The following is a 13656-nucleotide window of genomic DNA, read 5'->3' as shown; positions in this document are numbered from 1 at the left end:
GATGTCTAGGAAACCCTGGGCGTATCAGAGGGAAAACGTAGCCGTCCATACTTGAGGCACAGCCTGAGACAACAGCCATGATCGGTATTTCGGATCTCGGTAGACTGCGAGGTCATTCATGCAGCTTCTCTCTCCACACGGTACTGCTTGCGGTGGTTAGCTGAGGTGCGAATTCACTCGTGCCATAGCATCAACGCCCCATGCGGGGCATGGCACGCGACCGGTAGAAATATGCCATGCCACTCGCAGTGCCTCTGCATCTACCAAGGCATGGTGTCGTCTGGACCTAATTGCAGGATGAGCCTCAAAGTAGGCTTCCACCAATGTCGCCATCGGCCTGTCGTGGATGATCTGCACATCCATTGGCCGAGGTGTCGGGCCGCACGTAGAGACTTGGGTATCGGGTAGATCGAAGCCCGCGAGCACGTAGTGGAGAAGCTGGAGATCGTTGGCGTAGTCCGCAAAGATCATTGGAGCACTTGCGGCGTTGAGAAAACCGCGTACGTGCATGGTCATGGCTTGATCGGTCAGGGCCGACTTGTCCCGATCCAGCAGCGGATAGACGACGCTGCGAACGAATTCAGTCGGACGCGCCGGCAAGATCTCTCGCTCGGCGTAGAGGTAGTCAATGCCGTTCTCCGCCACCAGGGCGATGCTGACGAGTTCAGAGCCTAGAGTGTCGGCCCACTCGGTATCTAGAAAAAAGCGCATCAATTAAGTGCCCGTGTAGAAGCAAGGCACAGTTCAACGCGTCATCCGCGACGACACGAACAGGTGGTGCCCCTGGCCGGGCTCGAACCGGCACTTGCCGCTTATCTGGCGCTGACGGGATATAAATCCGCTGCTCTACCAATTGAGCTACAGGGGCGTGATCGTTGCGATCACGCCGGTATTCGAAAGTCGGGCTCGTAGCGGTCGTAGGCACTCATGGCTTGAGCATACCATGCGCTTGTTGTCTAACGTGCTGCGCGGCGCGGCTTGCGTGCCGCCGGTGCGGCCGACTTCTGGCGTGACGTGGGCCTCGCTGAGACGGTACGTTGTAACTCCGCTGCCAGGGTGTCGGCTCGAGCTCGCTCGACGGCAGCTTCTCGTAGCGCCTCAGCCAACGCCTGACGGGTACTCTCTTCATGCTGGCGAGCGTGCTGTTCAAACGTCTGACGCTCCCGTTGTGCGCTCGTAAGCTGCTTTAGAAGTGCCTGAGCTTCCTGCCGTGCCCGATCGATTTCTGCGTGCGCTCTATCTTCAATTGCACGCACGTGGTCGGCCTGACGATTGCGCTCGATGGTGATCACTGCCTCACGCTCGCTGTAGCGGCCCTGCAGCGCACCAAGCTCTTGTTCCATCTGGGTGCAGCGGTCACGCAAGTCCTCGCGTTGCGTGGTCAGGTCGCCAATTTGAGTAAGCTGTTGATCGCACAAGCGCTGGAGATCGGCCAGCCGCTGTTGAGGGTTGGCAGGGAATCGTTACGAACACGGCCAGATCTTCGCTAACCGATTGATGGATCGCTGAATTCTACCCTCGACCACACTTCCAGGCTCGGCCCTCCCCAGGAAGCTGTGGCACCATTCAACCATGGCCACCACGTACTACTTCTTGGACACCGAGTGGGCCGATGTAACGGGCAGCGAGCTGGTGAGTCTGGCGCTGGTGAACGAAGGTGGAGACCGCCTTTTCTACGCTGAGCGAGCCAGCCTGCCCGAGGCTCCCACCGACTTCGTTCGTCAAAGCGTCTACCCGCTGCTAGACCGCGGCGACGCAGCCCTGCCTGATGCCGCCCTGACTACCGAGCTGCGCGCCTTCCTCAGCGAGGTCGATGCGCCGGCAGTGATGGCGGATTTCCCGAACGATCTCCAGCTGCTGCGGTACGCCCTGGATGGGTTTGAGTTACCCGATGACCAGGTTGCCGCGTGCGGGCCCCGGCCGGCCCCGGTCATGACACGCATGTCGAAGGAAGGCCTTCCGGGATTACTGGTGGAAGATTGGAGAGCACGCGCCAGATAAGCGCGTACACGTCGGTTCGATTCCGACCAGGGGCACCACCGTCAATGACGGAAGAATGCTTCTACTTGTGCGCCATGACAGCGCTTGTACTTGCTGCCGCTGCCGCACAGGCACGGTGCATGCTCGCGCAGTCCCGCACCGAGTGACTGCCCCAGGAAATCCCTAGCCTGCAGAAGAGGCTGGATTTCATTGGCCGGAACGCTGACCTCGCCATACTGAGATGCTCGCTCGCCGCGGTTTATCACTTGGACGATCGCTTCGGACATCTGGATGAAGTGCCTGATCAGCAGGTCATCGCGCAGAGGCATGCGGACGTTGTCGATCGACACGCCCTCGTAGCGTCTGCGCGGATCCGGCACGAAGAGAATGCGCTTCTCGCCTTCGGGCTTTGGCGTGATGTCGATCATTTCCCCTGCGGGACTGACCCACACGGCATGGAATTCTGCCTCGACCAGCACGTTCGGCCATTCCCACAGCTGCCACCCGCACAGCATCTGACCACCGTCGCGCGCGACCTTGGCCTGCACGTTGGGAAAGCACTCGTGCACGATCGCATCGGCTTCCGGCTGCACATCGAGATACACCGGCTCTGCGCCGCGCACGACGGAATCGGTTAAGCGACGCACGGCACGGGAGATTTCCGGGGGTGTGGTGGTGACTACGCTCGTAGCAAAACTCCTTGCGATCGTGGCGCCTGATGTTCTCTTGCAAGCCTATGGCGCCGGCGTCTCTTCCGATGAGATCCGCTTGGCGCCTTTACCGCCGGCACTGGCCGGCTGCAGCTGGGCAAGAAGCGGCTCCAGGGTGCTCAGGCGCACCGTGGCGCGCAGCGTCTCCGTCTCGGCGTGCTCGCGCCGTTCGCGCTCCTGGACCAGCTCGGTCCGGACTTGCGCGAGCTCTTGTCGAGCGGCCTCCAACGTCTGAGTGTCTTGGCCCCAGCGCACCTGCAGCGCCTGGTATTCGGCCGCTGTCAGGCGCAGCGCATCGAGCTCGCCCTGTTGCGCCTCGATGGTCTGGCGCAGCTGCGCCACTTCCTTTTCCAATCGGGTGTGACGCTCCAGCCACTGGCCGTTCTCCCGGTTGAGCTGCACCAGGTCGTGGTTCTTGGATGTCAACGTTTCGTTGGCCTGGCGCAGAGCGACCTGCAGTTCCTGCACCTGGTGCTCGTGACGGCGTTGCTCCTGCTCGCGCTGGTCTTTGACCGAGGTGCGGTAGTGCTCAAGGGCTTCCCTGGCATGCTCGTGCTTCTGCTCCAGGGAACGCGCGTGGCTTTCGTGCTCGGCCAGCCGTGCCGTGAGGCCCGCAATGCGCTCCTCCAGCTGAGCCAGTTCGGTGGTGCGGCTGGCCACCTCGCCCTTGGCGGCTTCACCCGCCTGGCGTTCTGTCTGAAGCAGCGTCTCGGTGCGCTGAAGCTGCGCGCTGAGATTGCCTGCCTCCTGCCGGGCCTGTTCCAAGGCTTGGGTGCGCTCGTGCCGCTCGGCCTGGAATCGATCTTGCGCTTGGGCGACCACGGTTTCCGCCTCGGCATGCAGCCGCTCGGCAAGGCGAGCCACCAGGTCCTGCAGGGCGTCGCTGACCGCGATCTTGGCCCCTAGGCCTTGCCCATCCTCCTCTTCCAGCTCCTTGAGGTAGCGATGGATGGTGGTTTTAGACCCAGTATTACCCAGTGCCACGCGTACGGCGTCCACTGAGGGATTTCGGCCTTCGGCCCGGAGACTGTCCCGGGCGCGTTGCACATCGCTCTTGTACAAGCCAGACCGAGCCATTCGTCCTCTCCCGTTATTTCGTAATGTATTACATACCATGTAATTACGTACCATTCAACAAGCGCTCGGTTCCGAATTGAGGCGTTAATTTCAGGCGGGATAATATTGAATTATCCCGCGTAAGGCCGATTCTTGCCCTTCCTAGCGCCCCAAATAGTACGAAACCGCCCAAGGCCGGCGATCGCTGGGTAGTATGGCCCAGAGCGGAAAGGAGGCCAGCCAGGGTGCGGCCAGGCTCCGCCACCGAGCCCGTTGGTCATCAAAGGACTGTGCATGCCGATCGAACGTATCGTCATCGACAACTTCAAGTCGTTTCGGCATCTGGACCTGCCGCTCAACGCCCACATGAACTTGGTGGTGGGCGACAACGAGGTGGGCAAGTCCACCCTGCTGGAGGCCATCCACGCGGTGGTCACCGGGCAGTTGCATGGGCGCAACCTTGCCTACGAGCTAACGCCTCACCTGTTTCACCAGCCCACGGTGCGAGAGTACTTGGCGACGCTTGCTGCAGGGACGCCGGCATCGCCGCCGCGGATCTCCATCGAAGCCTATATGGGCGGCGACGCCGCGCTGGCCTCGTTGCGCGGCACCAACAACTCGCTGCGCCAAGACACCGCCGGCATCCGGTTGCTGGTTGAGCTCAACGACGACTACCGCGATGAGTTCAGCGCCTACCTGCAGCAGCACCAGGGCGCGGTCAGCCTGCCGGTGGAGTACTACACGGTGCGCTGGTACTCCTTCGCCAACAATGGCGTCACCGCCCGCAGTATTCCGTTCGACTCGACCATCATCGACACGCACGGCATCAAGACCTTGTCCGGTGCCGATCGCTATATCGCCGGCATCATCGAGCAGGCATTGACGCCTGCCCAACGCGTCTCGCTGTCGCTGAGCTTCCGCCGCATGCGGCAGAGTTTTTCCGAAGAAGCGGATGTTGCGGCCATCAATGCCTACCTGACCGAGCACACCGGGGACATCAGCCACCGAGCACTGACGGTGGGTGTGGACACATCGCCGCGTTCGACGTGGGAAACCAGCTTGTCACCGTACTTGGATGAGCTACCTTTCACCCAGGCCGGCAAGGGTGAACAGAGCGCCGTGAAGATGAAGCTGGCGATGCACGCGGCGGGCGCGGCCCACGTGCTGCTGATCGAGGAGCCGGAGAATCATCTGTCCTTCTCCAGCATGACCCAGCTGATCGACAAGATTGCAGCCCTCTCCACCGCCCAACAGGTGATCATCGCCACCCACAGTAGCTTCGTGTTGAACAAGCTGGGCGTGGACAACGTGATCCTGTTCAGTGCGCAGGGCCAGATGAAGCTGGACCAGCTGCCGAGCGACACCCACGACTATTTCATGAAGCTGCCTGGTCACGACACGCTGCGGCTGATCCTGGCCAAACAGGCGATCCTTGTGGAAGGACCGTCCGATGAGCTGATCGTGCAGCGTGCTTACAGCGACCACCACGGCGTGGCGCCGATGGCCCATGGCGTGGACATCATCTCGGTCAAATCGCTGGCATTCAAACGCTTCTTGCAGATCGCGGATCGGCTGAAGATTCAGGCCAAGGTGATCACCGACAACGATGGCGACATCGCCGTTGTGCAGGAACGCTATGCAGAGCACCTCACCGCGATCTACTACGACTCCGACGAAAGTGCCCCATCGCTGGAAGAGCAACTGATCAAAGCCAATTCGCTGGCTGAGCTCAACACCGTGCTGGGAAAGACCTTCGCCGATGAGGTGGCGCTGCTCAAGTACATGAAAGGCCATAAGACCGATACGGCCCTGGCGATCTTCAACAGCCCTCACTCGATCAGGTTCCCGGACTATGTCCAGCGTGCCATCGCCTAACCGGGTACTGCTCTCAGCGGCAGGCTCGGGCAAAACCACGCTACTGGTCCGGCAGGCCTTGGAGCGACCTGGGCGCCGCATCGCGATTGTCACCTACACGTTGGAAAATCTAGAAGAGATCCGGCGCTCGTTTGAGGTCCACGCCGGCGCGGTCCCCGCGCATGTCACGTTGCATAGCTGGTATGGCTTCCTGCTCCGAGAGTGCATCCGTCCGTACCAGGCGGCACTTTGCGCCGAGCCTCGGGTCGAGACCATCCTGTTCGTGGAAGGTCTCACCAACAACCGGGCCCCGCGCACCCAGGTCGCGCGACACTATTTGGCCGGTAACCGGATGTACTCCGACCGGGCGGCCGACTTTGCTGTGCGCTGCGATGAGCTGACCCAAGGTCAAGTGATGGCGCGCTTGGCGGCCATGTACGACGAGCTTTACATCGACGAGGTCCAGGACCTCGCCGGCTACGATCTGGATCTGGTCGAGCTGCTGCTGAAGAGCGCTATCGCCATTACGTTGGTAGGTGATACGCGCCAAGCTACGTATGCCACGAACTATGCGCAAAGGCACAGTCAATATCGCGGGCCGAACCTGGCGGCGTTGTTCCAGATCTGGGAGTCGGACGGCTTATGCCAGCTCGACCACCGTCTCATCAGTCTGCGCTGCGTCCAAGCCCTGTGCGATATGGCCGACACGCTCTATCCGCAGATGCCCCGCACCGAATCAGGCAATGGCGAGGTCACGGGGCACGACGGCATCTACCTCGTCGCTCCCGGGGACGTTGCTGCGTACATGCAGGAGTTTGCCCCCACCGTGCTTCGGCATGACCGGCGGCAAGCCTGCGACGGACTTCCTGCGGTGAACTTCGGGCAGTGCAAGGGCCGCACCTATCCCCGGGTCCTAATCTTCCCCAACGGGCCGTTGACGCAGTACCTGCGCACCGCAGATGCGGCGCGTATCACTGCGCCACCGAAATACTACGTGGCCTTTACCCGGGCACGGCAAAGCGTGGCATTTGTGTACGCCGGCGTGTGTACGCTGCCGGGGCATCAGCTCTATGTCCCTGCCAGCGCAAGCACATAGAGAAGCGTTGGAATTCTTGGCATTGGCGGTTCCCGGGCCCAGAAATAATTGGCTTGATAGGCGGCAACACCCACATGATTGCATCCTACAAGGATCGTTGTAGAATCGGCGAATGAACGATGCCTCTGCCGTCTCAGCGCTGTCTGCTCTTGCTCACTCCGACCGTCTGGCCGCATTCAGGATGCTGGTGCGCGCTGGTCCCAACGGAATGCCCTCGGGTGAAATTGCCGAAGCGCTCGCGATTCCGCCACCGCGTATGAGCTTTCACCTTGCGACCCTGGAGCGGGCGAGCCTTCTGCGCTCTTGGCGCGACGGGCGGCGTGTCCTGTACGCCGCCAGCTACGAGGACATGCGTCAGCTTCTTGAATTTCTCACCGAGGACTGCTGTTCCGGAAATCCGGACATCTGCGGCCCCCTCAATAACCTCGTCATTCCTTGTACCGTGGAGACCTGCGCATGAGCTTTCCTCAGCCCTTTAACGTCCTGTTCCTATGCACCGGTAATTCAGCCCGCTCGATCCTGGCCGAGAGCGTCCTTCGCAAGATCGGCGATGGCCGTTTCAATGCGTTCTCCGCGGGCAGCCACCCCAAGGGGGAGGTCCACCCTCTGGCAATCGAGACGCTGCGTCAGGCCGACTACCCAGTCGAGGGCCTGCGCTCCAAGGCATGGGACGAGTTCGGAGTGCCGGATGCCCCGCGCATGGATTTCGTGTTCACCGTCTGCGACCAAGCCGCCGGCGAGGCCTGCCCGTTCTGGCCAGGACAGCCGGTTACCGGGCACTGGGGCATCGAGGACCCTAGCCACGAAACGCGCGGGGACATGTGGCAGCGCGCTGCCTTCCGGCAGGCGCTGGCGTACATGGAGAACCGCATCAAGGCGTTCGTCGCGCTACCGATCCACACGCTGTCGCGGGCGACCTTGACGGCGCAGGTAGGCGACATCGGGCAGTTCGAGGGCGCCACGTCGCCCCGACCCGACGTGGCTTGAGGGATCATCATGACGCTGACGATCTACCATAACCCGGCCTGCGGCACGTCTCGGAATACCCTGGAAATGATGCGCCAGTCAGGTGAAGACCCGGTGGTCATCGAGTACCTGCAGGCGCCGCCCACGCGCGAGAAGCTGGTCGAGCTGCTCGCCGCGATGGGCATGTCCCCTCGTGAGCTCCTGCGCCAGAAGGGAACACCGTACGCGGAGCTGGGCTTGGATAATCTCGCGCTCACCAACGAACAACTGGTGGACGCGATGATGGCGCACCCGATCCTGATCAACCGTCCCATCGTTGTTTCCGACCGGGGCGTGGCGCTGTGCCGACCGTCCGAAAAGGTGCTCGCGCTGCTGGACAACCCGGTGTCCTCCTTCACCAAGGAAGACGGCGAAATCGTGACCGCAGCCGGGGCGTCGACGTGATTGATCGCATTGCCGTAGATCTGCCGAGCATCGACGCAGCACAACTTGCACCGATCGACGTTGACGCACTAGCTGGGCCCGGCGACCCAAGGCACCCACCGCGGATCCTCATCCTCTATGGCTCGCTGCGGGAACGCTCTTATTCCCGGCTGCTGGCAGAGGAAGCCGGCCGACTCTTGCGCTGGTACGGCTGTGACGTGCGAATCTTCGATCCGCATGATTTGCCACTGCCTGACGGAGCCACCCCGGATCATCCGAAGGTGAGTGAGCTTCGCGAACTTGCGTACTGGTCCGAAGGCATGGTCTGGGTCAGCCCCGAACGCCACGGTGCCATGACCGGGATCATGAAGGCGCAGATCGACTGGATTCCTCTGGCCGACGGGGCCAAGCGCCCGACACAAGGCAAAACCTTGGCGGTGATGCAGGTGTCTGGTGGCTCGCAGAGCTTCAACGCAGTAAACCAGCTGCGCGTACTCGGCCGTTGGATGCGCATGGTCACCATCCCGAACCAGTCCTCGGTGGCCAAGGCATTCCAGGAATTTGATGAGGCCGGGCGCATGAAGCCGTCTGCGTACTATCAGCGCGTTGCTGACGTATGCGAGGAGTTGGTGAAGTTCACCTGGCTGGTGCGTGGTCGCTCAGCGTACCTGACCGATCGCTATTCCGAACGTGTTGAGAGCGCCGAAGAACTGTCCAAGCGCGTGAATCAGCGCTCCATCTAACCCCTGTCGGAGCGCTGCATGCTTGCCCTCGCGATTTTCATCGTCACTCTTATATTCGTCATCTGGCAGCCGCGCGGGTTCGGTATCGGTTGGTCGGCACTGGCCGGCGCCGCTGTAGCATTGGCCACCGGCGTCGTCGGGTGGGGTGACGTCGCCACGGTGTGGGGGATTGTCTGGGATGCGACGTTCACCTTCGTCGCACTCATCATCATCTCGCTCATCCTCGACGCGGCCGGCTTCTTCGCATGGGCGGCGTTGCACGTGGCCCGCTGGGGCGGCGGCAGTGGTCGGAAACTCTTTCCGCTGATTGTCTTGCTGGGCGCTGCGATCGCGGCAGTGTTCGCCAACGATGGCGCGGCTCTCCTGCTGACGCCGATTGTCCTTGCCATTCTGTTGCGCTTGAACTTCCCGCCTGCGAGTGCGCTGGCGTTCACTGTGGCATGCGGTTTCATCGCTGATACGGCCAGCCTGCCGCTCGTTGTCTCGAACTTGGTCAACATCGTCACCGCGAACTTCTTTGACGTCTCGTTCGGGCGCTACGCAGCGGTCATGGTGCCGGTGAATTTGGTGTCGGTCGGCGCCACGCTGATCGTTCTGTGGCTCTGGTTCCGCCGCGACATTCCTCGCACCTACCCGGTCCACGATCTTGAAGCGCCGCATCAAGCGATCCGCGACAAGGCTGTCTTCCGCGCCGGTTTGCCCCTGCTCGCATTGCTGCTCGTTGCCTACTTCGTAACCGGGCCGCTAGGCGTCCCGATCGCCTTGGTGACGGGTGTGGCTGCGCTGGTGCTGATGGCAATTGCAGGTCGCTGGGCGACAGGCGGCCGAGGCGCAACCATGGCCCTGACCAAGATTCTGCGCGGTGCGCCCTGGCAGATCGTGCTGTTCTCGGTTGGCATGTATCTGGTGGTTTATGGGCTTGGCAACGCCTGGCTGACAAAGGCGGCAAGTGCGGTGCTTGAGTGGCTGGCGGCGCAGGGAACCTTTGTGGCCACGATCGGTACCGGCTTCGCAGTGGCGGGCCTCGCTTCGATCATGAACAACATGCCGGCGACGCTGGTGGGCGCGCTCGCCATCGATGGGGCCTATCTTCCGGCCGCCACCCGCGAATTGATGATCTATGCCAACGTCGTGGGCAACGACCTTGGCCCCAAGCTCACTCCGATTGGGTCGCTCGCGACCCTGCTGTGGCTGCACGTCCTCGCCGGCAAGGGCCAACGGATCACGTGGGGACAGTACATGAAGGTAGGGCTAATCCTCACGCCCCCGGTCCTGTTGGCCACGCTCGTCGCTCTCTGGATTTGGCTGCCGCTCGCTCAATGACCCTGTCGGCGCACAGGGCCGCAGGCCATCACATCTTCTTCAAGGGTGCCGCGGTGGGGGGCGGCGGCACCGGACCCGGATCGTTGAAGCACAGCATGACCTGATCGATGCCGAATTGGTCGGCCAGCACGCGGGCGGTCACCGCGTGCACCAAGTCCAAGTCAACTGAGGGGGCAGCGACGGTGATGGTGGCCGCGATCGCACGGCCATCTTCTTTGCCGGGGACCAGGCGTAGGTCGTCTACCGCCTTCACACCCGGGTCGGTAAACATCGCCGCGCGGACCTGTTCCAGGTTGATCTCGTTCATGATTTCGAGGACTCCAAGGCAGTGCGATCGCCGCGGGGAGCTCGGTCGCGATGCAGCCAACGATAGAGCACCGGCAGCACCAACAAGGTCAATGCGGTGGATGACACAATCCCCCCGATGACGACAGTGGCCAGCGGGCGCTGCACCTCCGAGCCGGCGCCGACATTCAAGGCCATGGGCAGGAACCCGAGCGAGGCCACCAGGGCGGTCATCAGCACCGGCCGCAGGCGTCCAAGGGCGCCGTCCCGGACAGCGTCGTCCAGAAGATCGCCCTGTTCGCGCAGACGGCGGATGAAGGCGATCATGACCAGGCCGTTGAGTACGGCCACGCCCGACAGTGCGATGAAGCCCACGCCGGCCGAGATCGACAGGGGAATCCCGCGCAGAGCCAGTGCCAGCACACCGCCGGTCAGCGCCAGTGGCACACCACTGAACACGATGGTCGCATCCTTGGCCGAACCGAAGGCCATGAACAGCAGGGCGAAGATCAACGCCAGTGTCACCGGAACGACCACCCCCAGGCGTTGGGTGGCCGAGATCAGCTGCTCGAATGTGCCGCCGTAGTCGATCCAGTAGCCCTCAGGAAGCGTGACATCCTGGCCGATGCGCGTGCGCAGCTCGCCGACGAACCCACCCAGATCGCGCTCGCGTACGTTGGCGGTGATCACCACGCGCCGCTTACCGTTTTCGCGATTGATCTGATTGGGCCCGCGTTCCACCTGGATCTTCGCCACTTCCCGCAGCGGCACCGTACGAGGGCCACCATTGGCGCCGGTGGCCAGGCGGCTGGACTCGTCCACGCTGGCGCTTTCCGGCAGTGGAATGGGCAGATCTGCCAGTACAGCCGGGTCTTGGCGCTGCGATTCGGGCAGGCGCACGACCAAGTCGAAGCGGCGGTCGCCCTCGATCAGCTGGCCGGCGACACTGCCCCCAATGGCGGTGGCCACCGTTTCCTGCACGTCGCCCGGATTCAGGCCATACCGTGCCAATGCCGCCGGATCTGGCGTGATGGTGAGCAATGGCAGGCCGGAGACCTGCTCGGCCTTGACGTCCTCGGCGCCGGGGACGCTGCGCATGACCCGCTCGACCCGGCTGGCCAGACGGGTCAGCTGGTCGAGGTTGTCACCGTAAACCTTGACCGCCACGTCCGAGCGGACGCCGGAGATTAGCTCGTTGGTGCGCATCTGGATGGGCTGGGTGAACTCGTAATTGCTGCCCGGAATTTCCTTGGCAGCCGCCTCCAGCTCTTCCACCAACTCGGCCTTGGGCTTGCGCGGGTCGGGCCACTGGTCGCGGGGCTTGAGCATCAGGAAGGTGTCGGCCATCGACGGCGGCATCGGGTCGGTGGCCACCTCGGCGGTGCCGATTTTGGAGAAGATGTTGGCCACTTCCGGGAACTGGGCCAAGCGCTTCTCCAGCGTTTCCTGCATGGCCACCGACTGCTCCAAGCTGGTGCCGGGAATACGCATGGGCTGCAAGGTGATGTCGCCCTCATCCAGGCTCGGCACGAACTCCGAGCCCAAGCGGGTGGCCAGCACGCCACAGCCCACCACCAGCACGGCCGCGCCTGCCAGCACCACGACACGGCGCCGCAGCGCCCAATCCAACAGCGGGGTGTAGCGGGCGCGCGACCAGCGCATCAGGCGGTTGTCGTGCTCAGCCACGCGGCCGCGCAGGAAGGTGGCGATCGCTGCCGGCACGAAGGTCAGCGACAACACCATGGCACCGGTCAGGGCCAGCACCACCGTGATCGCCATCGGGTGGAACATTTTTCCTTCCACCCCGGACAGCGCGAAAATCGGCAGGTAGACCGCCGCGATGATGCCCAGGCCAAACAGGCTGGGACGGATCACCTCGGCGGTGGCCGAGGCGGTCAGGTCATAGCGCTCTTCATCGTTGAGCTGGCGGCCCAGCGCGTGCTGCGCCTCCCCGAACCGGCGCAGACAGTTCTCGATGATGATCACCGCCCCGTCCACGATCAGGCCGAAGTCCAGCGCACCCAGACTCATCAGGTTGCCCGATACGCCGCCACGCACCATACCGATGATGGTGAACAGCATCGCCAACGGGATCACCGCCGCGGTGATCAACGAGGCGCGCACATTGCCCAACAGCAGGAACAGCACCACCACCACCAGCAGCGCGCCCTCGATCAGGTTCTTGGATACCGTGCCGATGGTGCGGTCCACCAGCGCGGTGCGGTCATAGACGGCCTTGGCATGCACGCCCGGGGGCAAGCTGGCGTTGGCGGCGTCCAGCTTGGCCGCGGCCGCCTGGGAGACTTCCCGGCTGTTGGCGCCGAACAACATGAAGGCGGTACCGACCACGACCTCGTGGCCATTCTGGGTGGCCGCGCCCGTGCGCAGCTCCTTGCCTTCGCCCACGCTAGCGACGTCGCGCACCCGAATCGGCACGCCATCGCGCCGGTCCAGCACGATGTTGCCGATCGCCTCCAGATTGGCCAGCTGGCCGGGCACGCGCACCAGGAACTGCTGGCCGTTGCGTTCGATGTAGCCGGCGCCGATGTTCTGGTTATTGCGCATGACCGCGGCGACCACGTCGTTCAACGTGAATCCCAGCGCCACCAGCTGGGCCGGGTCGGGGGTGATGTGGATCTGCCGCTCAAAGCCGCCGATGGTGTTGACCTCGGTGACGCCAGCGGTAGTGCGCAGCTGCGGCCGGATCACCCAGTCCTGCAGGGTGCGCAGGTCCGTGGCCGTGTACGGCGTGCCGTCGGGCTTGCGAGCGTTGGGCTCGGCCTCCACGGTATACATGAAGATCTCGCCCAGGCCGGTGGAGATGGGCCCCATTTCCGGGTCCAACCCTTCGGGAAGCTGGGAGGCGATCTGCTGCAGGCGCTCGGCGACCTGCTGGCGGGCAAAGTACAGGTCGGTGCCGTCCTTGAAGACGACGGTGACCTGCGAAAGCCCGTAGCGTGACAGCGAGCGGCTGTAGTCCAGCTTGGGCAGGCCGGCCATGGCCGTTTCGATGGCGAAGGTCACCCGTTGCTCGGCCTCCAGCGGCGAGTAGCCAGGGGCCTGGGTGTTGATCTGGACCTGGACATTGGTGATGTCCGGCGTGGCGTCGATGGAGAGGTGACGGTAGCTCCACACGCCCAGCGCAACCAGCGCAGCGGTGAGCACCAGCGTCAACCAGCGGTGGCGGATGGACAGCCCAATGAGGCGTTCGAGCATGGCG

14 protein-coding genes and 1 tRNA gene are annotated in these 13656 nt (G+C 63.1%); 9 read left to right on the top strand and 6 right to left on the bottom strand.

The annotated features are described in order from the left end of the window. Positions 1-156 precede the first annotated feature (156 nt). A complete protein-coding gene (locus XpruCFBP8353_RS20425) occupies positions 157-711 on the bottom strand; it encodes a 3'-5' exoribonuclease (protein ID WP_101364863.1) in 555 nt (184 codons plus the stop codon). A gap of 64 nt (positions 712-775) precedes the next feature. Continuing rightward, a tRNA-Ile gene (locus XpruCFBP8353_RS20420) sits at positions 776-868 on the bottom strand. A 361-nt stretch (positions 869-1229) separates the two neighbouring features. Here XpruCFBP8353_RS20420 and XpruCFBP8353_RS20415 point away from each other — a divergent pair. Beyond that, positions 1230-1490: a hypothetical protein gene (locus XpruCFBP8353_RS20415; protein ID WP_101364862.1), complete on the top strand. Its 261-nt coding sequence runs from the start codon at positions 1230-1232 to the stop codon at positions 1488-1490. Positions 1491-1572: 82 nt separating this feature from the next. Continuing rightward, positions 1573-2001 (top strand): 3'-5' exoribonuclease, encoded by a 429-nt coding sequence (locus XpruCFBP8353_RS20410; protein WP_243391176.1) that lies wholly within the window; start codon positions 1573-1575, stop codon positions 1999-2001. Positions 2002-2042: 41 nt separating this feature from the next. Here XpruCFBP8353_RS20410 and XpruCFBP8353_RS20405 read toward each other — a convergent pair whose 3' ends face one another. Both XpruCFBP8353_RS20405 and XpruCFBP8353_RS20400 read right to left on the bottom strand, forming a co-directional pair. Further along, positions 2043-2627 (bottom strand): SEC-C domain-containing protein, encoded by a 585-nt coding sequence (locus XpruCFBP8353_RS20405; protein ID WP_243391177.1) that lies wholly within the window; start codon positions 2625-2627, stop codon positions 2043-2045. An 87-nt stretch (positions 2628-2714) separates the two neighbouring features. Further along, entirely contained in the window at positions 2715-3767 is a 1053-nt protein-coding gene (locus XpruCFBP8353_RS20400) for a DNA-binding protein (RefSeq protein ID WP_101364860.1), read from the bottom strand. Positions 3768-4040: 273 nt separating this feature from the next. Here XpruCFBP8353_RS20400 and XpruCFBP8353_RS20395 point away from each other — a divergent pair, with 273 nt between their 5' ends. From XpruCFBP8353_RS20395 to XpruCFBP8353_RS20365, 7 genes are all read left to right on the top strand, one after another. Continuing rightward, positions 4041-5621: an ATP-dependent nuclease gene (locus XpruCFBP8353_RS20395; RefSeq protein ID WP_057681751.1), complete on the top strand. Its 1581-nt coding sequence runs from the start codon at positions 4041-4043 to the stop codon at positions 5619-5621. Beyond that, positions 5599-6696, top strand: a complete 1098-nt coding sequence (locus XpruCFBP8353_RS20390; RefSeq protein WP_057681752.1) for a UvrD-helicase domain-containing protein — start codon at positions 5599-5601, stop codon at positions 6694-6696. Before XpruCFBP8353_RS20395 ends, XpruCFBP8353_RS20390 begins: the two co-directional genes overlap by 23 nt. 112 nt (positions 6697-6808) lie before the next feature. Next, entirely contained in the window at positions 6809-7156 is a 348-nt protein-coding gene (locus XpruCFBP8353_RS20385) for an ArsR/SmtB family transcription factor (RefSeq protein WP_057681753.1), read from the top strand. Then, positions 7153-7683 (top strand): arsenate reductase ArsC, encoded by a 531-nt coding sequence (locus tag XpruCFBP8353_RS20380; RefSeq protein WP_057681754.1) that lies wholly within the window; start codon positions 7153-7155, stop codon positions 7681-7683. Before XpruCFBP8353_RS20385 ends, XpruCFBP8353_RS20380 begins: the two co-directional genes overlap by 4 nt. A gap of 9 nt (positions 7684-7692) precedes the next feature. Beyond that, positions 7693-8106, top strand: coding sequence for an arsenate reductase (glutaredoxin) (gene arsC, locus XpruCFBP8353_RS20375; RefSeq protein ID WP_081029746.1), 414 nt, complete (start codon positions 7693-7695; stop codon positions 8104-8106). After that, complete coding sequence (arsH, locus tag XpruCFBP8353_RS20370) at positions 8103-8828, top strand: arsenical resistance protein ArsH (protein WP_057681756.1); 726 nt, start codon at positions 8103-8105, stop codon at positions 8826-8828. The genes arsC and arsH overlap by 4 nt, the downstream gene beginning before the upstream one ends. Before the next feature lie 18 nt (positions 8829-8846). Then, positions 8847-10151 (top strand): arsenic transporter, encoded by a 1305-nt coding sequence (locus XpruCFBP8353_RS20365; protein WP_057681757.1) that lies wholly within the window; start codon positions 8847-8849, stop codon positions 10149-10151. 28 nt (positions 10152-10179) lie between these two features. Here the strand turns inward: XpruCFBP8353_RS20365 and XpruCFBP8353_RS20360 are convergent, their stop codons facing one another. Together XpruCFBP8353_RS20360 and XpruCFBP8353_RS20355 are read right to left on the bottom strand one after the other, a co-directional pair. Then, on the bottom strand, positions 10180-10458 hold the full coding sequence (locus tag XpruCFBP8353_RS20360; protein WP_005996620.1) for a hypothetical protein: 279 nt from the start codon (positions 10456-10458) through the stop codon (positions 10180-10182). Further along, a complete protein-coding gene (locus XpruCFBP8353_RS20355) occupies positions 10455-13652 on the bottom strand; it encodes an efflux RND transporter permease subunit (RefSeq protein ID WP_101364859.1) in 3198 nt (1065 codons plus the stop codon). Before XpruCFBP8353_RS20355 ends, XpruCFBP8353_RS20360 begins: the two co-directional genes overlap by 4 nt. Positions 13653-13656: the final 4 nt, after the last annotated feature.

It is taken from the genome of Xanthomonas prunicola, assembly GCF_002846205.1.
Classification (GTDB): domain Bacteria; phylum Pseudomonadota; class Gammaproteobacteria; order Xanthomonadales; family Xanthomonadaceae; genus Xanthomonas; species Xanthomonas prunicola.
Note: the sequence above shows the minus strand (reverse complement) of the source record. Positions and strands in the feature narration are given on the sequence as shown.